General features: G+C 75.1%; 17 protein-coding genes. 7 read left to right on the top strand and 10 right to left on the bottom strand.

Annotated elements, in window-relative coordinates; translation table 11 throughout:
- Nucleotides 1-48: 48 nt before the first annotated feature.
- The gene (locus ACT7CP_RS05720; RefSeq protein WP_413964019.1) at nt 49-966 is read right to left on the bottom strand and encodes a LysR family transcriptional regulator; all 918 of its coding nucleotides are present in this window, start codon (nt 964-966) and stop codon (nt 49-51) included.
- A gap of 115 nt (nt 967-1,081) precedes the next feature.
- On the opposite strand from ACT7CP_RS05720, the gene ACT7CP_RS05725 reads away from it, so the two are divergent.
- A complete protein-coding gene (locus tag ACT7CP_RS05725) occupies nt 1,082-1,204 on the top strand; it encodes a hypothetical protein (RefSeq protein WP_255414062.1) in 123 nt (40 codons plus the stop codon).
- Nucleotides 1,205-1,299: 95 nt separating this feature from the next.
- Here ACT7CP_RS05725 and ACT7CP_RS05730 read toward each other — a convergent pair whose 3' ends face one another.
- Genes ACT7CP_RS05730 through ACT7CP_RS05740 form a run of 3 tightly spaced genes read right to left on the bottom strand, consistent with a single transcriptional unit; the run spans nt 1,300 to nt 4,373 of the window.
- Nucleotides 1,300-2,475 carry an Mrp/NBP35 family ATP-binding protein gene (locus ACT7CP_RS05730; protein WP_445443691.1) on the bottom strand — a complete coding sequence of 392 codons (1,176 nt, stop codon included), beginning with the start codon at nt 2,473-2,475 and terminating at the stop codon, nt 1,300-1,302.
- Complete coding sequence (locus ACT7CP_RS05735) at nt 2,465-3,043, bottom strand: DUF1003 domain-containing protein (RefSeq protein WP_445443692.1); 579 nt, start codon at nt 3,041-3,043, stop codon at nt 2,465-2,467. The genes ACT7CP_RS05730 and ACT7CP_RS05735 overlap by 11 nt, the downstream gene beginning before the upstream one ends.
- Nucleotides 3,027-4,373 (bottom strand): magnesium transporter MgtE N-terminal domain-containing protein, encoded by a 1,347-nt coding sequence (locus ACT7CP_RS05740; RefSeq protein WP_445443693.1) that lies wholly within the window; start codon nt 4,371-4,373, stop codon nt 3,027-3,029. The genes ACT7CP_RS05735 and ACT7CP_RS05740 overlap by 17 nt, the downstream gene beginning before the upstream one ends.
- Nucleotides 4,374-4,431: 58 nt before the next feature.
- Between ACT7CP_RS05740 and ACT7CP_RS05745 the strand changes: the two genes are divergently transcribed.
- Nucleotides 4,432-5,100: a YflT domain-containing protein gene (locus ACT7CP_RS05745; RefSeq protein ID WP_445443694.1), complete on the top strand. Its 669-nt coding sequence runs from the start codon at nt 4,432-4,434 to the stop codon at nt 5,098-5,100.
- 46 nt (nt 5,101-5,146) lie between these two features.
- Here ACT7CP_RS05745 and ACT7CP_RS05750 read toward each other — a convergent pair whose 3' ends face one another.
- A complete protein-coding gene (locus tag ACT7CP_RS05750) occupies nt 5,147-6,787 on the bottom strand; it encodes an aminopeptidase P family protein (protein ID WP_445443695.1) in 1,641 nt (546 codons plus the stop codon).
- Between the two features lie 49 nt (nt 6,788-6,836).
- Nucleotides 6,837-7,862 carry an endonuclease/exonuclease/phosphatase family protein gene (locus ACT7CP_RS05755; RefSeq protein ID WP_413964025.1) on the bottom strand — a complete coding sequence of 342 codons (1,026 nt, stop codon included), beginning with the start codon at nt 7,860-7,862 and terminating at the stop codon, nt 6,837-6,839.
- Nucleotides 7,863-7,954: 92 nt separating this feature from the next.
- Between ACT7CP_RS05755 and ACT7CP_RS05760 the strand changes: the two genes are divergently transcribed.
- Nucleotides 7,955-8,830, top strand: coding sequence for a PHP domain-containing protein (locus ACT7CP_RS05760; protein WP_445443696.1), 876 nt, complete (start codon nt 7,955-7,957; stop codon nt 8,828-8,830).
- A 137-nt stretch (nt 8,831-8,967) separates the two neighbouring features.
- Here the strand turns inward: ACT7CP_RS05760 and ACT7CP_RS05765 are convergent, their stop codons facing one another.
- Entirely contained in the window at nt 8,968-10,485 is a 1,518-nt protein-coding gene (locus tag ACT7CP_RS05765; protein WP_445443697.1) for a DEAD/DEAH box helicase, read from the bottom strand.
- Nucleotides 10,486-10,634: 149 nt separating this feature from the next.
- Here ACT7CP_RS05765 and ACT7CP_RS05770 point away from each other — a divergent pair, with 149 nt between their 5' ends.
- A complete protein-coding gene (locus tag ACT7CP_RS05770) occupies nt 10,635-11,354 on the top strand; it encodes a ferritin-like fold-containing protein (protein WP_445443965.1) in 720 nt (239 codons plus the stop codon).
- Nucleotides 11,355-11,453: 99 nt separating this feature from the next.
- Here ACT7CP_RS05770 and ACT7CP_RS05775 read toward each other — a convergent pair whose 3' ends face one another.
- Entirely contained in the window at nt 11,454-11,741 is a 288-nt protein-coding gene (locus ACT7CP_RS05775) for a hypothetical protein (protein ID WP_445443698.1), read from the bottom strand.
- A 9-nt stretch (nt 11,742-11,750) separates the two neighbouring features.
- Nucleotides 11,751-11,975, bottom strand: a complete 225-nt coding sequence (locus ACT7CP_RS05780) for a DUF3107 domain-containing protein (protein ID WP_094115501.1) — start codon at nt 11,973-11,975, stop codon at nt 11,751-11,753.
- Between the two features lie 181 nt (nt 11,976-12,156).
- Here ACT7CP_RS05780 and ACT7CP_RS05785 point away from each other — a divergent pair, with 181 nt between their 5' ends.
- Nucleotides 12,157-15,426 carry an ATP-dependent helicase gene (locus tag ACT7CP_RS05785; protein ID WP_445443699.1) on the top strand — a complete coding sequence of 1,090 codons (3,270 nt, stop codon included), beginning with the start codon at nt 12,157-12,159 and terminating at the stop codon, nt 15,424-15,426.
- Nucleotides 15,423-18,701, top strand: coding sequence for an ATP-dependent helicase (locus tag ACT7CP_RS05790; protein WP_445443700.1), 3,279 nt, complete (start codon nt 15,423-15,425; stop codon nt 18,699-18,701). Before ACT7CP_RS05785 ends, ACT7CP_RS05790 begins: the two co-directional genes overlap by 4 nt.
- Here ACT7CP_RS05790 and ACT7CP_RS05795 read toward each other — a convergent pair.
- The gene (locus ACT7CP_RS05795; RefSeq protein ID WP_445443701.1) at nt 18,614-19,690 is read right to left on the bottom strand and encodes a phosphotransferase; all 1,077 of its coding nucleotides are present in this window, start codon (nt 19,688-19,690) and stop codon (nt 18,614-18,616) included. The genes ACT7CP_RS05790 and ACT7CP_RS05795 overlap by 88 nt on opposite strands.
- Before the next feature lie 140 nt (nt 19,691-19,830).
- Here ACT7CP_RS05795 and nudC point away from each other — a divergent pair, with 140 nt between their 5' ends.
- Nucleotides 19,831-20,784: an NAD(+) diphosphatase gene (gene nudC / locus ACT7CP_RS05800; RefSeq protein ID WP_445443702.1), complete on the top strand. Its 954-nt coding sequence runs from the start codon at nt 19,831-19,833 to the stop codon at nt 20,782-20,784.
- The last annotated feature ends 4 nt before the right edge of the window (nt 20,785-20,788 follow it).

Here is a 20,788-nt window from a genome sequence, read left to right on the forward strand (position 1 = left end):
CGCGCCGGCGCGCTCACGCGCTGCCGCTGACGTCCGCGTCGATCGCGCTCAGGCGCTGCCGCTGAAGCGCGCGTCCACCGCGCGCGCCTCCTCGCGGAGGGCGTCCACCACCGCGCGGACGGACGGCCGCTCCGCCCGGTCGGGACGCAGCAGGACGTGCAGGTGCCGCTTCGACGCGACGCCGGAGAGCCGCTTCACGACCACGCCGTCGTGCTCGCCCGCCGTGTAGCGCGGCAGCAGCGCGATCCCGTGCCCCGACGCCACGAGCGACTCCGTGATCCGCGTGTCGCTGAACCGCTGCACGACGCGCGCGGGCGCGCCGACGGCCTGCTCGATGTCGAGGAGGATCCGGTCGAACGGGAGGCCCTGCGGTACGCCGATCCACGGCTCGCCGCTGAGGTCCGCCGGGCTGACGGACGCCCGGCCGGCGAGGCGGTGGTCCGTCGGCATCGCGACGTCGAGCGGCTCCACCATGAGCGGCACGATCACGAGGCCGAGCCCGCGCCAGGTGCCGGCGCCCGCAAGGGAGTGCGCGATGACGACGTCGAAGTCGGCCGTGAGGTCCGCGAAGGCGCGCGACGCCGGATCCCGGTCGCTCGCGCGGACGGTGAGGTCGGGGATCGCGGCGACGCGGTCGAGGAGCCCCGGCAGCAGCATCTGCGCCGCGGTGGGGAACGTGGCGAGCGTGACCTCGCCCGACGGCTGGTGCCGGAAGTCCTCCCACAGGGCCTCGGCGCGGGCCACGGCGACGGCGATGTCGGTCGCCGTCCGGGCGAGCGCGCGGCCCGCGTCCGTCAGCACGATGCCGCGGCCCGAGCGCTCGGTGAGGGGCACGCCGGCCTCCCGCTCCAGCACCTTGAGCTGCTGCGAGACGGCCGACGGCGTGCGGCCGGCCGCCCGCGCGACGGCGCCCACGCTGCCGCGGTCGGCGAGCTCGCGGAGGAGCTCGAGGCGTCGGATGTCCATGAAGGCAGGCTACACAACCAGGCAAGGACTATGAGCTTGTCCTGAACGATCCCGGGTGGTGTCATGGTCATGCGGCGGAATGCGCCGCCATCCGCCTTCCCGCAGGAGCACCACCATGACCGTCTTCCTCATCGCCGTCGCCGCCCTCTCCGTCTCCGCCATCGCCGGCACCGTCGTCGTCACCGCGCGCGACGGCTACCGCGCCGTGCCGACGCGCACGCACCGCAGCCACGTCTAGGCGTCACGCGCAGCGCACATGAGGAGGACGGCAGCCCGCGGGCTGCCGTCCTCTCGTGCGTCCGGGGTGCGGATCGGCTCGGGGGAGCGCGCGAGCTACGAGACCGAGAGCCCGAGCTTCCGGCCCGCGAGCCCGCGGCCGCGCGTGGCCAGGTGGTCCGCCACGCGCAGGATCTGCACCGCCGCGGGATCCGTGGGCGCGGCCAGCACGAGCGGGGCGCCGGAGTCGCCGCCCTCGCGGAGCGCCACGCTGAGCGGCACGCTGGCGAGGAGCGGCACGGGCGCGTCCTGTCCGAGCGAGAGCCGCCGCGCGACCTCCGCGCCGCCGCCCGCGCCGAAGAGCTCCAGCACGGATCCGTCGGGCTGGACGAACCCGGCCATGTTCTCGACGACGCCCGCCACGCGCTGGCCCGTCTGCCGCGCGACGAGCCCGCTGCGCTCGGCGACGTCGGCCGCGGCCGGCTGCGGCGTCGTCACGACGAGGACCTCCGCGTCCGGCAGCAGCTGCCCCACCGTGATGGCCACGTCGCCGGTGCCGGGCGGGAGGTCGAGGAGCAGCACGTCCAGGTCGCCGAAGAAGACGTCGGTGAGGAACTGCTGGATGGTGCGGTGCAGCATGGGCCCGCGCCAGGAGACCGCCGTGCCGCCCGTGGCGTCGGGGTCGAGGAACATGCCGATGGAGATGACCTTCACGCCGTGGGCGACGGGCGGCAGGATCATGTCGCCGACGCGGGTGGGCTGCGCGGTGCGTCCGTCCGCGTCGACGAGGCCGAGGATCCCGGGGATGGAGAAGCCGTGCACGTCGGCGTCGACGAGGCCCACCGCCAGCCCCTTCGCCGCGAGGGCCACCGCGAGGTTGGCCGTGAGCGTGGACTTGCCGACGCCGCCCTTCCCGCTCGTGACGGCGTAGACGCGCGTGAGGCTCTCCGGCCCGAACGGGATGCCGCGCTTCGCGGCCGGACCGCGGAGGCGCTCGGTGAGCGCGCGGCGCCGCTCCGGGCTCATCACGCCGACCGTGAGCTCGAGCTGCGCGACGCCCGGCACGGCCTCGACCGCCTCGCGCACGTCGCGCTCGATGGAGGTCGCCGCGGGGCAGCCGACGATCGTCAGCGCGATGTCGACGCGGGCCACGCCGCCGTCCTCGACGCGCACGTCGGACACCATGTCGAGCTCGGTGATGGGGCGGCGGATCTCGGGATCCACGACGCCCGCGAGCGCACGGTGGATCGCCTCCGCCGTCAGCGGGCTGCCACCGGGTGCCTCAGCGGCCATGCGCCCTGCGGCTGCCGGTGCTGCCGGCGCTGCCGGTGCTGCCGGCGCCCTCGGCGTCGTCCGCCTCGGGCTCGTCGCGGCGGTCGAGCTCCTCGAGGAGCTGGCGGAGCTCGGCGCGGATGAAGTCCTTCGACGCGACGTCCTTCATCTGCAGCCGGAGGGACACGACCTCGCGGGCGAGGTACTCGACGTCGGCCACGTTGCGCTCGGTGCGCTGGCGGTCCTGCTCGATCTGCACGCGGTCGCGGTCGTCCTGCCGGTTCTGCGCGAGCAGGATGAGCGGCGCCGCGTAGGAGGCCTGCAGCGACAGGATCAGCGTGAGCGCCGTGAAGCCGAGCGCCGCCGAGTCGAAGCGCGCGGACTCGGGGCCGTAGGTGTTGTAGAGGATCCACGCCACGCAGAAGAGCGTGAGGCCCATGAGGAACCACGGGGTGCCCATGCCGCGCGCGATGGACTCGGTGAAGCGGCCGAAGCGGTCGCGGCTGGCGCGGTTGCGCAGCGGGAGGACCGTCGTGCGGAGGCCCTTGGGCGCGTCCAGGCGGACGTCGCGGTTACTCTGCCGTGCCACGGGGGGCCCTCCGTCCTCGTCGTGGTCCTGCGGTGGGGATGGCGGCCGTGGCCGTGCCGTGGAAGCGGGCGGTCGCGCGCTTGCGCGTCTCGCGTTCCGCGTCGGCGCTGCGCCAGTCGTCGGGCAGCAGGTGGTCGAGCACGTCGTCGATCGTGACCACGCCGACCAGGCGGTGGTTCTCGTCCACGACGGGCACCGAGACGAGGTTGTAGCTCGCCATGATGCGGGACACCTCGGCCGCGCTCGTGTCGGCCCGCACGGGTTCGAGGCCCTGGTCGAGCAGCGTGCCGAGGCGCTCGTGCGGCGGGTAGCGCAGCATCCGCTGGAAGTGCACCATGCCGAGGAAGCGGCCGGTGGGCGGCTCGTAGGGCGGCAGCGTGACGCACACCGCGGCACCGAGCGTGGGCGCGAGCTCGTGGCGGCGGATGAGGGCGAGGCCCTCCGCGACGGTCGCGTCGCCCGAGACGATGACGGGATCGGTCGTCATGAGGCCGCCCGCGGTGTCCGGCGCGTAGCTGAGGAGCATGCGGACGTCGTCCGCCTCCTCCGGCTGCATCAGCTCGAGCAGGGCCTCGCCGCGCTCCTCGGAGAGCTGCGCGATGAGGTCGGCGGCGTCGTCCGGCTGCATCTGGTCGAGCACGTCGGCGGCGCGGTCGTCGTCGAGGGTGGCCATGATCTCCACCTGCTGCGACTCCGGCATCTCCTCGAGCACGTCGGCGAGGCGCGCGTCGGGCAGCTCCTCGGCGACCTCGAGGCGGCGGGCCTGCGGCAGGTCGAGCAGGGTGTTGGCGAGGTCGGCGGGGAGCAGGTCGGAGTAGGCGGCGAGGAACTGGGACGCGGACTGCGCGACGCCCTCGTCCTGCAGCTCGGCGACCTCGTCCCAGGTCGCGAAGAGCGTGGCGCCCTTGGCGAAGGGGGAGGGGCTGGTGCGGGGTCGGCGGCAGAAGAGCTGCGACACCTCCCACTCGGCCTGGCCGGACTCCTCGATCGCGACGTCCTCGATGACGGCGGTGCCGGATCCGTCGCGCAGCTTCACGCGCCGGCCGAGGATCTCGGCGATGACGCGCACCTCGCCGCCGCGCTGCTCGAAGCGGCGGAGGTTGATGAGACCGGTGGTGATGATCTGCCCGGAGCCGATGCTCGTGACGCGGCCGATGGAGAGGAACACGCGGCGCTTGCCGGGGATCTCGACGATGAGGCCCACGACGCGCGGCGGATCGTCCTTGCGGTAGACGACGAGCACGTCGCGCACGCGCCCCACCCGGTCGCCTGCGGGGTCGAACACGCTGCACCCGGCGAGCCGGGCGACGAAGACTCGGGAGGCGCTCACAGAGTCAATCTAGTCGCTCGCCCAGCCGCCGCCCGGCACCCCGTGGAACACTGGACGCGTGACCAACCCCCTCCTCGGACGCACCGCCCGCACCCGCATGCCGAAGCTGCCGAAGGGCGAGCCGGTGGCCACCTACGAGACGTACGACGAGGCGCAGAAGGCCGTCGTGACGCTCGCCGAGGCCGACTTCCCCGTCACGCAGGTGAGCATCGTGGGCAACGAGCTGACGAGCGTCGAGCGCGTCACCGGCAAGCTCACCTCGGCTCGGGCCGCGGCCGCCGGAGCGGCGAGCGGCGCATGGCTCGGCCTCTTCCTCGGCCTCGTGACCTTCCTGTTCTCGCCCGTGCCGAACGTGTCGTCGGTCGTCGGCGCGGTCATCATCGGCGTCGGGTTCGGCGCCATCTACGGGATCGTCAGCTACAGCATCACGCGCCGCCGCCGCGACTTCACATCGGTGATGCAGGTCACCGCCACGAGCTACTCGGTGGTCGTCGAGCCCGACTCGATGCACCGCGCGCGGAACGTGCTCGGCATCGGCGGTGCGGGGACGTCCGTGTACGGCGAGCCCGTCGTCACGGCGCCGCCCGCCGCGGATCCCGCCGCACGGCCCGCGGGCCCCTACGGGGAGCGCGTGCCGGAGCAGGGCGGGTCCGCCGCCCCCGAGCCGACCGCCCCGCCGACGTCGACCGACCGGCCCGTGGGCGAGCAGGGCGCGACCGGCATCTGACCCCGGTGCGCCCGGCCGGCTTCCGCGGCCGGACCCGCTGCGGCGGCTAGGCCCGACCGGCCATCCACGCCTCGACCTCGTCGGCCGTGCGCGGGATGCCCGCCGACAGGTTCTCGGCGCCGTCGCGCGTTACGAGGATGTCGTCCTCGATGCGCACGCCGATGCCGCGGAAGCGCTCCGGCACCGTGAGGTCGTCCGGCTGGAAGTAGAGGCCGGGCTCGATGGTGAAGACCATGCCGGCCTCCACGATCCCGTCGATGTACATGTCCCGCCGGGCCTGCGCGCAGTCGTGCACGTCGAGACCGAGGTGGTGGCTCGTGCCGTGCACCATGTAGCGGCGGTGGTGCTGGTTGTCGGCCTGGAGCGCCTCCTCGGCGGTCACGGGCAGCATGCCCCAGCCGGCGGCCTTGCGCGCGATGACCTCCATCGCCGCGGCGTGCACCTCGCGGAAGCGGATGCCGGGACGCACGATCGCGAGGGCCGCGTCGGCGGCCTCGCGCACGGCCTCGTAGACCTCGCGCTGCACGTCGGTGAACGTGCCCGACACGGGCAGCGTGCGCGTGATGTCGGCCGTGTAGTAGCTGTCGAGCTCGACGCCCGCGTCGATGAGGATCAGGTCGCCGGGCACGACGCGCCCGTCGTTGCGGGTCCAGTGCAGGATGCAGGCGTGCGGGCCGGAGGCGGCGATGGTGTCGTAGCCCACCGTGTTGCCGTCGGCCCGGGCGCGCGCGTTGAAGACGCCCTCGACGACGCGCTCGCCGCGCGCGTGCGCGGTGACGGCGGGCATGTCGGCGATCACGTCGGAGAAGCCGCGGCCGGTCGTGTCGACGGCCTCGCGCATCTGCCGGATCTCGTACGCGTCCTTCACGAGGCGGAGCTCGGAGGCGTCGCGGGCGAGGAGGGCGTCGCCCGCGGCGCGGTCGGCGTCGGCGTCGGTGCCGGCGTCGGCCTCCGCGGCGGCCGCGCGGGCGTCGTCGACGCGGGCGGCGAGCTGGGGGTCGGCCTCGCGGATCACGCGCACGGCGCCGGGGGCGGCGATGGCCGCGTCCACGTCGGCCAGGGGCGCGGTCGCGAGGCCGAGGTCGGCCGCGACCTGGCGGAGCGACGGGCGCGGCCCGATCCAGAACTCGCCGATCTCGGCGTTGGCGTAGAACTCGTCGCTGTCGCGGCCGGCGCGCTCGCGGAAGTAGAGGGTGGCCTCGTGCGCGGAGCCGTCGGCGGCGGATCCCCCGGGCACGGGCTCGAGGACGAGCACGGCGCCGGGCTCGCTGTCGGCGCCCCAGCCCGTGAGGTGCGCGAAGGCGGAGTGGGCGCGGAACGGGTAGTCGGTGTCGTTGCTGCGCTGCTTGAGGCGGCCCGCGGGGATCACGAGGCGCGTGCCGACGTGCTGCGCGGACAGGCGGCGGCGGCGGTCGGCGGCGAAGGGGGCCTGCTCGCGCGCGGGCGGGTCGACCTCCTCGCGGTCGGCCCAGTGCGCGGACACGAAGTCGCTGAACGCGGTGCTCGCGGGGGTCGTGCTGCGGTTCGACGTGGCGCGGGGGACGGGTGCGTCGCCGGATCCGGGAGCGGGCGCACCCGCGGGGGCGACCGCCGGGGACGCGGTCTCGGTCGTGGCGAGCGGCGCGGCCGGGTCGGCGGCGATGTCGGCGGGGGTGGTCTCGGACGCGGTGTCGGTGTTCTCGGCCATCCGTCGATCATCCCACCTGGCCCGGCCGCCGCGCGGGCGGGACCGCGGGTCAGCGCAGCGGCGTGAGCTGGGCGACGATCGGCCGGTGGTCGCTGCCGGCCCCGTCGCGGTCCTCGACGACGCGGAAGCCCGTGACGGCCCAGCCGGGCGTCGCCATGATGTGGTCGATGGGCGTGCCGAGGAGCGCGGGGATGTCGGTCGGCCAGGTCCCGACGGCGGCGTTGCCCGAGGCGCGCGCCGCGTCGACGCACTGGCCGAGGTCCGTCACCTGGTCGCGCTCGGTGGGCGTGCCGCCGTAACGGCTCATGTGGTCGAGCGTGGCGTTGAAGTCGCCCGCGATGATCACGTTGCCCTCGTCGCAGCGGTTCCCGAGCCAGGCGAGGTCCGACCGCCAGTTGTCCATCTGCTCGGGGATGGGGGAGACGGGGTGCACGGCCATGATGGTCGGCCCGACGCCGTCCACCGGCTCCATGATCACGGTGGGCAGCACCGCCGTGGTGCCGCGCGACTCGTCGAGCCGGTAGTCGCCGTAGGCCGCGCTGATGAGGATGGTGGTGGAGCGGGCGGCCGCGACGTCGTCGAAGGCCACCGTGCGGACCCACATCGGCCGGCCCGCCTCGCGCATGAGCACGGCGATCTCGGCGCCCGTCTCCTCGCGCGTCTCGGGCAGCGTGATCACGTCGGCGCCGGACTCGATGGCGAGGTCGGCGACGGCGCGCGCGCCGGTCGCCCCGCCGAGCGTGTTCCAGGAGAGCACGGTGACGTCCGCGTCCCGCGGCTCGGCGAACGCGGTGTCGCCGAGCCCGCGCGTGGCGAGGACGGCGCAGTTGGCGCCGATGAAGACCGCCAGCAGCGCGGCGAGGCCGCCGAGGAGCCGTCGGCCGGGCCGGATGGCGACGCACAGCACGAGGGTCAGCAGGAGGACGGCGGCGGCCGCCGCGACGAGTCCGCCGCGGATGGCGACGGCGTGCGCGACGAGGTACGACTGCTCGAGGCCGAGGAGCTGCGGCCAGGTGATGACGAGCAGCCCCACCCCCGTGATGAGGATGACTGCTGCTCCGACGACCCGACCCATGACGCGCCCCACACTATGGCGGCTCTCTGGGAGAGCGCCCTCGCGGCCCGCATGCGGCCGGGGCTCCGCGACCCGCCGCATAGGATGGCGGGATGCCGGAGCAGCAGCGGGGTCCCATCGACCTGCACACGCACAGCTCCGTGTCCGACGGCACCGAGACGCCCGCGGAGCTCGTCGCGCAGGCCGCCCGCCAGGGCCTCTCCGCCGTCGCCCTCACCGACCACGACTCCACGGCGGGCTGGGCCGACGCGTCCGCCGCGGCGCTCGCGCACGGGATCACCCTCGTCCCCGGCATGGAGATGAGCACGCAGCTCGAGTACGCGAGCGTGCACGTCCTCGCCTACCTCTTCGACCCCGAGGACGCCGACCTCGCGGCGATGACCGCCCGCGTCCGCGGCGAGCGGATGACCCGCGCGGAGGCCATGGTCGGCCGCATCGGCCGCGACTACGCGCTCACCTGGGACGACGTGCTCGCCCAGACCACGCCCGGCAGCACCATCGGCCGGCCCCACATCGCCGACGCGCTCGTGGCGCGCGGCCACGTCGCGACCCGCACGGCCGCGTTCGAGAGCATCCTGCACTGGCAGGGCGGCTACTACCGGCCGCACTACGCGCCGGATCCGATCCTCGGCGTCGAGCTGATCACCGCGGCCGGGGGCCTCGCCGTCCTCGCGCACCCGGGCGCCCGGGGACCTGAGCGCGTGCTGTCGGACTCGCGCATGACCGCGCTCGTCGCCGCGGGGCTCTTCGGCCTCGAGGTGCGGCACCGCGACAACCCGCCGGCCTCGCGCGTGCGCCTCACGGAGCTCGCGGAGCGCTTCGGGCTCGAGGTCACGGGATCCAGCGACTACCACGGCACGGGCAAGCCCAACCGGCTCGCGGAGAACTCCACGGAGCCCGCCGTGCTCGCGCGCATCGTCGAGCGCGCGACGGGTTGGGCACCGGTCGTGCCGGTCCGCGCCGCCTGACGGTCCGCCGCGTCGCACTCCGCGACGACAGCGCCGGTCGTCCCGCTCCGGGGAACCATGAGGGCGGCCGACGTCGCACGCATGAGGGGCCGCATCCGATGGATGCGGCCCCTCTCCTGCGTTCCGTGCGCGCGGCGCTAGGCCGTCGTGGTCGGGTGCTCGCCGCCGGAGCGACGACGGCGGTTGCGCGAGCGGGGGCGCGTCTGGCCGTCGGCGTGGGGCGCGTCGTGGCCGCCCGCGGTCGCCGGCTGCTCGCTGCCGATGGCCGCGGTCGCCTCGGCGGGTGACGTCGCGGTGGGAGCGGAGCTGCGGGTGCGCGAGCGGTCGCCGCCCCGTCCGCCGGAGCGGTCGCCGCCACGGTCGCCGCCGCGGCCGCCGTCGCGTCCGCCCGAGCGGCCGCCGTCACGACCGCCGTCGGAGCCGCGGCTGCCGGGACGCTCGCGCGGGGTGCCGTCGGGGTTGACGGTGGGGGTCGCGCGGAGACGGCCCTTGGATCCGGCGGGGATGTCGAGGTCGGTGAAGAGGTGCGGCGACGAGGAGTACGTCTCGGTCGGCTCCGGCTGGCCGAACTCGAGGGCGCGGTTGATGAGCGCCCACTTGTGCAGGTCGTCCCAGTCGACGAACGTGACGGCGATGCCCGTCTTGCCGGCGCGGCCGGTGCGGCCGACGCGGTGCAGGTACGCCTTGTCGTCCTCGGGGATGGTGTGGTTGATCACGTGGGTGACGTCGAGCACGTCGATGCCGCGCGCCGCCACGTCGGTGGCGATGAGGATGTCCTTCTTGCCGGCCTTGAACGCGGCCATGGCGCGCTCGCGCTGCTCCTGGTTGAGGTCGCCGTGCACGGCCGCGGCGTTGAAGCCGCGGTCGTTGAGCTCCTCGACGAGGCGGGCGGCGGCGCGCTTGGTGCGCGTGAAGATCACGGTCTTGCCGCGGCCCTCGGCCTGGAGGATGCGGCCGATGACCTCGTCCTTGTCCATGTTGTGCGCGCGGTAGACGAGGTGGCGGATGTTCGCCTGCATGAGGCCCTCGTCGGGGTCCGTCGCGCGGATGTGGATCGGCTTCGTCATGAAGCGGCGGGCGAGCGCCACGATCGGGCCCGGCATGGTGGCGGAGAAGAGCATGGTGTGGCGGACCGCCGGGGTCTGCGCGAAGAGCTTCTCGATGTCGGAGAGGAACCCGAGGTCGAGCATCTTGTCGGCCTCGTCGAGCACCATCTCGCGCACGTCCTTCAGCGACAGCAGGCGCTGGCCCACGAGGTCGAGGAGGCGGCCCGGGGTGCCGACGACGATCTGCGCGCCGGCCTTGAGCTGCTCGATCTGGCCTTCGTAGGCCTTGCCGCCGTAGATGGAGACGACGGTGGTGGCGCGGTTCGCGGTGGCGACCTGGAGGTCCTCGGTCACCTGGACCGCGAGCTCGCGGGTCGGCACGACCACGAGGGCCTGCACGCCGGGCTCGGGGGTGAGGCCGAGCCGCTGGATGAGCGGGAGGCCGAAGCCGAAGGTCTTGCCGGTGCCCGTCTTGGCCTGGCCGATGATGTCCTGGCCGGAGAGGGCCAGGGGGATCGTCTGCTCCTGGATGGGGAAGGGTTCGAGGATCCCGTGGTCGGCGAGCGCCTGGACCATGTCCTCGTCGATGTTCAGTTCGGTGAAAGTCACGTTGTGCCCTGTCTAGCGGTGCGGTCCACGCCCGGACTGCTTCTCTGCGGGCGCGATGGGGCCCTTCCGTTGAGGGACCACGGGCGAGTTTAGCGGGCGGGGGCCCGGACGCCGCCTCCCGCTCCCTATACGCTGGCCACGTGCTCAAGATGTTCGGACGCCGGTCGACGACGATCGACGCGCCCCGGGTCAGGTCCCGTGGCGAGTCGAAGCGCCGCAGCTCCGCGCCGACCGTGAGCGTCGACGACTTCTCGCCCGACACCCTCCGCTTCCTCGGCGCCGTCGCCTACCTGCAGCTGACCGTGTTCGAGACGCTGTCGCGCGCGGTGACCGAGGCCCCCGACCTCGCGGGCAAGGAGGCGGTCTCGACCGCCGCCGGCATCGCGCTCGGAAAGCACCAGGCGCTCGCCGCGGAGATCAAGCGGCTGGACGGCGACCCGAGCATCGTCATGGAGCCGCACCGAGGCGCGTTCGACCGCTTCACCGCCACCGTCGCCGGCGGCGACTGGTACGAGAGCCTGCTCTCCTCCTACATCACCACCGGGCTGCTCGACGACTTCTTCGTGCGGCTCGCCTCGGGTCTGCCGTCGGACCAGCGGCACCGCGTGGTCGTGCTGCTCTCCTCGGGCGTGGGCCAGCAGGGGATCGTCGACGCCGTGCGCGCCGGGATCCGCCGCGATCCCCGCCTCGCCTCCCGCCTCGCCATGTGGGGCCGCCGCCTCGTGGGCGACACGCTCCTCGTCGCGGGCACGGCCATGCGCGCGTCGCTCGCCGACCCGGACGACGCGCGCGTGCACCTCGAGCCCGTGTTCGCCGGGATCATCACGGCGCACACCCGGCGGATGGACGCGCTCGGGCTCACGGCCTGACCCGTCCCGCGCGATCGGCCCCGTGTCCCGTCGCGCGACCTCCGGGACGATGGACGCCCGGCCCCTCGAGGGACCGGGCGTCGTGTCGTGCGGGGCGGATCAGCCGGCGATGGCCGCCAGGTCGCGCGCGTCGGCCGCGGAGCGGCGACGTCCGACCGCGAGGTCGACGCCCGCCGCGACGAGCGCGGAGATGGCGAGTGCGGCGATCCAGATCACGCCCTGGTCCGAGCGGAGACCCGCCCACGTGAGCGCGACCCAGCCGGCCATCGCGGCGGCCGAGCCGACCGCGGGCACCAGCAGCGCGCCGTGCGTGGCGCGGTGGGGGAGCGCGTAGCGCGCGACGATCCCGATGAGGGCGCCGAGGAGCGCGACGAACAGGAGCTCCACGGGGTCGGGCTAGCGGACGAAGCCGATGCGCGGGGCGTCGGCGCTGCCGAGCTCCACGTAGGCGAGGTGGGCGGTGACCGCGAGGTGGGTGGCGCCCTTCTCGTCGGTGAAGGAGATGAAGGGCGCGGCGTCGCGGACGGCCGCGGTGACGGTCTCCTGGACCTCCTCGGGCGTCTGCTTGGTGCTGAAGGAGAGCTCGCGGGCGGTGTTGACGAGGCCGATACGGATTTCCACGGGAGGTGCCTTTCGATGCGTCGGATGCGACGGTGCTCCCCTGAGGTTAGGGCACCTTCCCGCGCGGTCCCGCGGCGTTCACTGAGGGCGGACGCGGCGGCCGTCGCGGGCGCTCTCGTCGACCGGCACGGGGGCGGTCCGCGGATCCGGCGACGTCGGAGGCCGCCGGTAGCGTGGGCGCGTGACCATCAGGGGATTCCGCCAGCCGCCCGCCTCCGCCGCCGGCGACGGGGGTCCCGCGGTCGAGCTGGATCCGTCGCAGCGCGCGGTCGTCGAGCTGCCCGTCGGGGTGAGCGCGGCGGTCCTCGGCGCGCCGGGATCCGGCCGCACCACGACGCTGAAGGAGCTCGTCGCCGAGCGGATCCTCGTGCGGGGGCTCGATCCCGCCGAGGTCCTCGTGCTCGCGCCGTCCCGCGCCGCCGCCACGCGCCTCCGCGACGAGCTCGCGCTGCGGGTCGGCGTGCCCACGCTGGGGCCGCTCGCGCGCACCGCCACCTCGGTCGCGTTCGAGGTGCTCGCCCGCCGCGCCGCGGAGACCGGCACCGAGCCGCCGCGGCTGCTCACGGGCGCCGAGCAGGACCAGATCATCGCCGACCTCCTCGCCGGGCACGAGGAGCTCGGCATCGGGCCCGCGTGGCCCGACCCGCTCGGGGTCGAGGTGCGGCGGCTCCGCGCCTTCCGCACGGAGCTCCGCGAGCTGCTCATGCGCGCCACCGAGGAGGGCGTGCGGCCGGAGGCGCTGGCGGCGCTCGGGCAGGCGCACGGCGTCCCCGAATGGATCGGCGCGGCCGCGTTCGCGCGCGAGTACGAGGACGTCGTCGACTCCTTCCGCGGCGACCACCTCGACAGCGCGGAGCTGCTCGCGGAGGCCGTGCTGCTCGTGTCGCGGGGGGAGGCGCTCACCGGGATCCGGCTGGTCGTCGCCGACGACCTGCACGAGGCCACCGTCGCCACGCTCTCCCTCCTCCAGGCGCTCGCGGCGCGCGGCGCCGACGTGGTCGCGTTCGGCGACCCCGACGTCGCGGCCGCCACCTTCCGCGGGGCGGAGGCCTCGGCGCTCGGCCGCCTGTCCACCGTGCTCGGGCTGCCGGACCTCCGCACGCTCGTCCTCGACCGCGTGCACCGGCAGCCGCCCGCGCTCCGGGCGCTCACGTCCGCGGTCACGGCGCGCATCGGCGCGGCGGGCGCAGGGCGGCAGCGGCAGGCGGGATCCGCGCCCGGGCTCGTCGACGACCATGACCCGGTCCAGGTCATCGAGGCGCCCACGCGCGCCATCGAGCTCGCCCGCCTCGCGCGTCGGCTCCGCGAGGAGCACCTGCTCGGCGGCGTGCCGTGGGCGCGGATGGTCGTGCTCGTGCGCTCCGGATCCCTCGTGCCCCAGGTCGCGCGCAACCTCGCGACCGCCGAGGTGCCCACGCGGACGGCCGTCGCCGGGCGCGCGCTCCGCGACGACCTCGCCGCGCTCGCGCTCATCCGGGCCGTCGACGTCGTGCTCGGGCGGGTGCCGCTCACGCCCGACATCGCGGCCGAGCTCGCCACCGGCCCGCTCGGCGGCCTCGACGGGGTCGCGCTCCGCCGCCTCCGCCTCGCGCTCCGCCAGGAGGAGCTCGCGGGCGACGGCCACCGGTCGAGCGACGAGCTGCTCGTGGAGGCGCTCGCCGCGCCCGGGCGGCTCGACACGCTCGACCTCGCGCCCGCCCGTCGGCTCGCGCGCCTCGCCCGCTCGCTGCAGGCCGGGCGCGAGCTCGCGGCCGCGGCCGCCACCATCGAGGAGCTGCTCTGGCACCTGTGGGAGGGCTCGCGCCTCGCGCCGCAGTGGTTCGAGCAGGCGCTGCAGACCGGCATCGTCGCCGACCAGGCCAACCGCGACCTCGACGGGATCGTCGCGCTCTTCACGGCCGCGCGGCGGTTCGTGGAGCGCAACCCGGGCCGACCTGCGTCCGACTTCGTCGAGGAGCTGCTCGGCGCCGAGGTCCCCGAGGACACGCTGTCGCCGCAGCCGCTCGCCGACACGGTGCTCGTCGCCACGCCCTCCGCCGTCGTCGGCGCCGGGTACGAGGTCGTCGCGGTCGCCGCGCTGCAGGAGGGCGTCTGGCCGAACCTCCGCCTGCGCGGATCCCTGCTGCACCCCCAGCGCCTCTCGGCGGTCGCGCGCGGACTCGACCGCGCCGACGTCGACGAGCGGGCCGAGGTCCTCGGCGACGAGCTGCGGATGCTCGCGCTCGCCGTGTCGCGGGCGTCGCGCGTCGTGGTCCTCAGCGCCACCGCGAACGACGAGGAGGCGCCGTCGCCGTTCCTCCGGCTCGTGCCGCCCGCGCCCGGCCTCGCCGAGGCGGAGGCGGGCGCCGAGGCCGGCCGCGTGGCGCAGGACGCGCCGGCCGCCCTGCGGATCCGGCCCGACCACCCGCTGTCGCTCCGCGGCCTGGTCGGCGCGCTCCGGCGCGAGCTCGCGGTCGTCCACCGCGACGCCGTGCTGCTCGACGACGGCCGCGTCGTCTCCGGCGACCGCACGGCCAGGCGTCCCGCGGACGCCACCCGGGAGCGCGGCCTCGCCGCCGCGTCGGCCCTCGCCCGGCTGGCCGCGGAGGGCGTGACGGGCGCCGATCCGGCGGAGTGGTACGGCCTGCGCGAGCCCTCCACGACGGACCCCGTCGTCGACCTCTCCGACCCCGCGGCGCGCGTGCCCGTGTCGCCGTCGCGGCTCGAGGCGTTCGAGCGCTCGCCGCTCAACTGGTTCATCGACCAGGCGTCCGGCGGATCCACGAGCACGGCCATGGGCATCGGCACCATCGTCCACGCGGTGATGGAGGAGGCGAGCCTCGACCCCGACGCCGACCTCCGCCCGCCCGCCCTCGAGGTCCGCCTCGACGAGCGCTGGGGCGAGCTGCCCTTCGAGTCGCCCTGGGTGGGCGAGCGCGAGCGGCGGCAGGCCGGCGAGCTCATCGCCGGCGTCAGCGGCTACCTCCGCGACTTCCAGGCGGACGGCGGGCGCATGCTCGCGGCCGAGGGCTCCTTCGAGCTCGAGGTGGGCGTCGCGCGCCTCCGCGGCATGATCGACCGCATCGAGCTGACGAAGGAGGGCCAGGTGGTCATCGTCGACCTCAAGACCGGCCGGCGCTACCCGACCCGGGGCGAGATCCCCACGCACGCGCAGCTCGGCTCGTACCAGCTGGCCTTCGTCGAGGGCTCGCTCGAGCAGGTGCCCGCCGACGCGCCGTCGGGCGGCGCCAAGCTCCTCTACGTCTCGGGCGGCACCGGCGGCCGGCCGTACCGCGAGCTGCCGCAGGAGCCGCTCACGCGCGAGGAGCTCGACGGCTTCCGCACGCGCATCGCGGACGCCGCCCAGGGCATGGCGGGGGCGACCTTCGACGGCACGCCGGACCTGGGGGAGCGGGATCCGGGATCGGCCCGGCGGTACCGCATCCACCTCGTGCGGGCGGTGTCGGCGTGAGCGCCGTGGACGGCGCGGGTGCTCGCCCGGACGCGGGCGCCGCGGCCAACGGCCCGATCAGCGCCCGCCGCATCGCGGAGACGCTCGGCCTGCCGAGCCCCACCGAGCAGCAGCGGCGCGTCATCGAGTCGCCGCTCGAGCCGGGCCTCGTCGTCGCGGGCGCCGGCAGCGGCAAGACCGAGACCATGGCGAGCCGCGTGGTGTGGCTCCTCGCGAACGGGCACGTGGGCGTCGAGGAGATCCTCGGCCTCACCTTCACGCGCAAGGCCGCGGGCGAGCTCGGGGTGCGGATCCGCGCCCGCATCGAGCAGCTGCAGCAGGCCGGGCTCGCGGCCGCGCCGGCGGACGCGTTCGCCACGCCCACCGTCCAGACCTACAACGCCTTCGCGAACGGCATCTTCCGCGACAGCGCGACGCTCATCGGCCGCGAATCGGAGTCGGTCGTGCTCACGGAGGCGTCCGCGTGGCAGCTCGCGCGCCGGCTCGTGGTCGAGAGCACCGACCCGCGGCTCCTCGAGCTCGGGCGCGGGGTCGACCCCATCACGCAGGCCGTCATCTCGCTCAGCCGCGCGATGAGCGAGAACGTCGCCGACCCGGGCGAGGTCGTGCGCCTGGCCGGGGCCTTCACACGCCTCGAGGAGCTGCCGTTCGGATCCGCGCGCATCCGGAAGGCGCCCGCGGCCGAGGCCGTCGCCGCGGTGGGCGCGCTGCCGCCGCTCGTCGACCTCGCCGTGCGGTTCCAGGAGGAGAAGACCCGGCGCGGCCTCGTGGAGTACAGCGACCAGGTCGCCTTCGCGCTCGCGATCTGCGAGCGGGTGCCGCAGGTCGTCGCCGAGCACCGCGCGCGCTTCCGGGTCGTCCTGCTCGACGAGTACCAGGACACCTCCGTCGTGCAGACCCGGCTCCTCGCCACGCTCTTCGGCGGCACGCCCGTCATGGCCGTGGGGGATCCGCACCAGTCCATCTACGGCTGGCGCGGCGCGAGCGCGGCCAACCTCGCGCGCTTCGGCGCCGACTTCGCGCCCGCGGGGGCGTCCGGCGCGGACGTGCCCGTCTACGCGCTCTCCACGAGCTGGCGGAACCCCGGCTCCGTGCTCGGCGCGGCGAACCGCATCGTCGAGCCGCTCACGGCCGCGTCCCGGATCCCGGTGGCGCGCCTCGAGCCCCGCCCCGACGCGGGCGATGGGCGCCTCGACGTGGCGTACGAGGAGACCATCGCCGACGAGGCCGCCGCCACGGCCGCGTGGTTCGCCGACCGGCTGCGGCAGGCGGGATCCGACGGCCGCCCCCGCTCGGCCGCGATGCTCTGCCGCTCGCTGAAGACCATCGAGCCGTTCACCACGGCCCTCGCCGACCGCGGCGTGCCGTTCCGCGTGCTGGGCCTCGGCGGCCTCCTCGACCAGCCGGCCGTCGTCGACCTGGTCTGCGTCCTCCGCGTGCTGCACGACCCCACCGCGGGCAGCGAGCTCGTTCGCCTCCTCACGGGCGCGCGCTGGCGCGTCGGCACCAAGGACGTGCACGCGCTGTCCCGCGTCGCCTCGTGGCTCATGTCCCGGGACCACGCGCAGAAGGAGCTGGCCGAGGACGTCCGGACGGGCCTCCGCGCCTCCGTCGTCCCGGACGAGGTCGGCTCCGTCGTCGACGCGCTCGACTTCGTCGCCGGCGCCCCCGAGGGCCACCGCGCGCTCGAGGCGTTCAGCGTCGAGGGCCTCGCGCGGCTCCGCGCCTGCGGCCGCCAGCTGCAGGTGCTCCGGTCCCGCGTCGGGCTCGACCTGGTCGACCTCGTCACGGTCGTGCAGCAGGAGCTGCTGCTCGACATCGAGGTCGCGGCGAACGAGACGGATCCGCTCGGCCGCGCGAGCCTGGAGGCCTTCACCGAGCAGGTGGCCGGCTACCTCCAGGGCGACTCCGCCGGCACGCTCGGCCCGTTCCTCGCCTGGCTCGCCGAGGCGGAGCGGCGTGACAACCTCGCGCCGCGCACCGAGGAGCCGGAGCCGGGCACGGTGCAGATCCTCACGATCCACGGTTCCAAGGGGCTCGAGTGGGACGTGGTGGCCGTGCCGCGCATGGTCGACGGCGAGCTGCCCGGGACGCTGCGGGAGAAGCGGGGCTGGGTCGCGTTCGGCGCCCTGCCGTTCGAGTTCCGCGGCGACTCCGCCGAGCTGCCGTCGCTCGCCTGGCGCGGGGTCGAGACGCAGAAGGAGTTCGCCGAGGCCATGGAGGCGTTCGGCGAGGAGCTCGAGGAGCGCAACGCCGCGGAGCAGCGGCGGCTCGCGTACGTCGCCATCACGCGCACGCGCTCCGACCTGCTCCTCACGGGGTCGTTCTGGTCCACGCAGCAGAAGCCGCGGGGACCCGGGACGTTCCTGCGCGAGATCCAGGAGGTCGGGCTGATCGCCGCGGACGCGCTGCCCGAGGCACCGGAACTCGAGGAGAACCCGCTCGAGCCCGGCACCGCCCGGGTCGCCTGGCCGCTCCCGCCGCTCGGACCGCGCGAGGCCCGCGTGCGCGCCGCCGCCGAGGCCGTGGCCGTCGCCGACCCGCAGGCCGAGACCGTCTGGACGCGCGACATCGACCTCCTCCTCGCCGAGCGCGACGCCCGCGCGCGGGACGCCGAGCTCGTCGACCTGCCCACGCGCATCCCCGCATCCCGCTTCAAGGACTTCGTGAGCGACCCCGCGGGCGTCGCCGCCCGGCTCCGCCGCCCGATGCCGGAGCGCCCCTACCGGCAGACCCGCCTCGGCACGCTCTTCCACGGCTGGGTCGAGGCGCGCTACGGCCCCGCGGGCACGGGCGACGTCATCGACGCGTCCGGGATCGAGCTCGACCAGGACCCGACCGAGCCGCCCGTGGAGCAGGAGGACCTCGACCGGCTCCGCGCCATCTTCGAGGCGAGCGAGTGGGCGAACCGGAAGCCGGAGGAGGTCGAGGTCGAGATCCACATGGAGCTCGCCGGGCAGGTCGTCATCTGCAAGATCGACGCCGTGTTCCTCATCGACGGCCGGTACCGCGTCGTCGACTGGAAGACCGGCCGCACCCCGAAGGACGCGGCCGACCTCGAGCTCAAGCAGCTGCAGCTCGCGCTCTACCGCCTCGCCTTCGCCAAGTGGCGGGGCATCGACCCGGAGCTCATCGACGCGGAGTTCTACTTCGTCGCCGAGGACCGGTCGCTGAAGCCCGAGCGGCTCTACTCCGAGGAGGACCTCGTGGCGCTGTGGTCGGGCGCGCGCACGCCGGACGGGTCGCGCGGGCCGTCGGGGCCGATGGTCGGCTGAGGCCGGGAGTCGAGCATCTCCTCGACCTGGTCGACGTCCATCACGGGCAGCGTCTCGTGGGCGATGCGGTGCCCCTCGTCGGCGCGCACGGTGTCGACGAGCGCGCTGAGCATGTTCACGGCGTCGTCGATGATGCCCTGGTTGCGGGTGTCCGTGCCGTGCAGGAGCCAGCGGGCGATCTCGAGCTCGGCGTAGAGCAGCGCGCGCTGCTTGAGCTGGCGGTCGACCGTCACGTGGTGCGCGGCGTTGTAGGCGCGGAACACGCTCTCCGCGACGTGCTCGGCGCGGGCGCCCAGCACCCAGTGCAGGTCGTGGGCGGGGTCGGCCACGCGGAGCTCCGACCAGCCGATCATGCCGGTCACGTCGTCGCCCTGGACGAGGAACGAGGACGCCTGCACGGCGCCGTTGACGACCGTGGGCTGGAACTGCCAGAGCGACGCGTCGTCGAGCGCTTCCTCCCAGCGGCTGAGCAGGAGGCTCGGCACGAGCGCGGTGGCCGCGGCCCGGTCGATGAGGGCGGCGGTCTGGCTGTGGATCTCGGCCGCCGAGAGCACCGGGAGCCCCGCGTCGGCGACGAACCCGGTCGGCAGGCTGTGCACGGCCGAGACGGCCGCGCCGATGGCGCGCGCGAGGCCGTCGCCCGCGGGGATCTCGTCGAGCGAGATGACCCGGCCGGGCACGTGCCCGTAGACGAAGCCGCGCGTGGGCTTGATGGGCGCCTGCCCCAGGAACTCGGGCACCTGGAACGGCAGGCGCGAGCGGATCCCCGTGCTCAGCGCCCGGAGCGCCACGAGGTCCGCGGACTGCTCGGACTCGGCGGCCTGCGTGGTCGGGACGCGCACGAGGAGCTCGCGGTCGTCCTTCGTGGTGAGCAGGGCGGCGTCGAAGTCGCCCGCGCCGCCGGCCGTGAAGGGGGAGCTGCGGACCACGTCGAGCCCCGCGACGGCCGAGGTCGCCAACGCGGCTAGAGTGAGGTGGGATCTGGCCATGCCCTACAGGTTAGGTCGCCGGGAGCCCTCCGTCTCACCGCGCCACGCGCTTCCGGCCGCACACGGACACCGTGGGCGGACCGCAGCTCCCGCCGTCGGCGCCCCTCGGCCCGTCCGCCCCCGAAGTCGATTGGTCACCCGTGCTCGACAGCTTCCTCTCCCGCCTGCCCCTGTCCCGCGAGGGCGTCGACCGCGACGGGCTGCGCCGCGACTCGCCGGCCCTGTTCGACGAGCTCTGGGCGGATCCCGCCACGCGCGTCCTCGCCCTGCACGGCCACCGTGCGCTGGGCTCCGCCGCGGACGGCCCCGCCGCGCTCGACCTCCTCCCGGTCGACCGCGTGACGTCGGCGACCATCCGCATCTACCTCGGCCGCACCACCGTCGCCCACGAGGGCGAGCCCGTCGGCACGCCCGTCGTCGCCGCGGTCCTCAGCGACGCCGCCGCGCTCGCGCTCGAGCCGGCGGAGGAGCGCTGGCTGGAGCTGCGCGCCACCGCCGTCCAGCTCGACGACCGCGACGCGGCGCTCTTCACGGGCGCGCTCGCCACCGCGAACTGGCACGCGTCCCACCCCTTCTCGCCGAAGACGGGCGAGCCGACCGTCGTCGAGCAGGGCGGCTGGGTGCGCCGCGCACCCTCCGACGGCTCGCAGGTCTTCCCGCGCACCGACGCCGCCGTGATCATGGGCGTCGTCGACCAGGACGACCGCCTGCTCCTCGGCGCCAACGCCATGTGGGGCGGCGACCGCTACTCGCTGCTCGCCGGCTTCGTCGAGCCGGGGGAGTCGTTCGAGGCGGCCGTGAAGCGCGAGGTGCTCGAGGAGTCCGGCGTCACCGTCGAGGACCCGCGCTACCTCGGCAGCCAGCCGTGGCCGTTCCCCGCGTCCGTCATGGTCGGGTTCCTGGCGCGCGTCGCCGCCGAGAGCGGGCCCGCGACGCCGGACGGCACCGAGATCATCGACCTGCGCTGGTTCAGCCGCGAGGAGCTGCACGCGTCGCTCGGCGAGATCGCGCTGCCCGGCCCGTCGTCCATCGCGCGCGCCATCATCGAGGAGTGGTACGGCGGCCCCCTCGAGGACGGCGAGCGGGAGTGGTGACCCG

The organism is Clavibacter rahimiani (genome assembly GCF_052654495.1).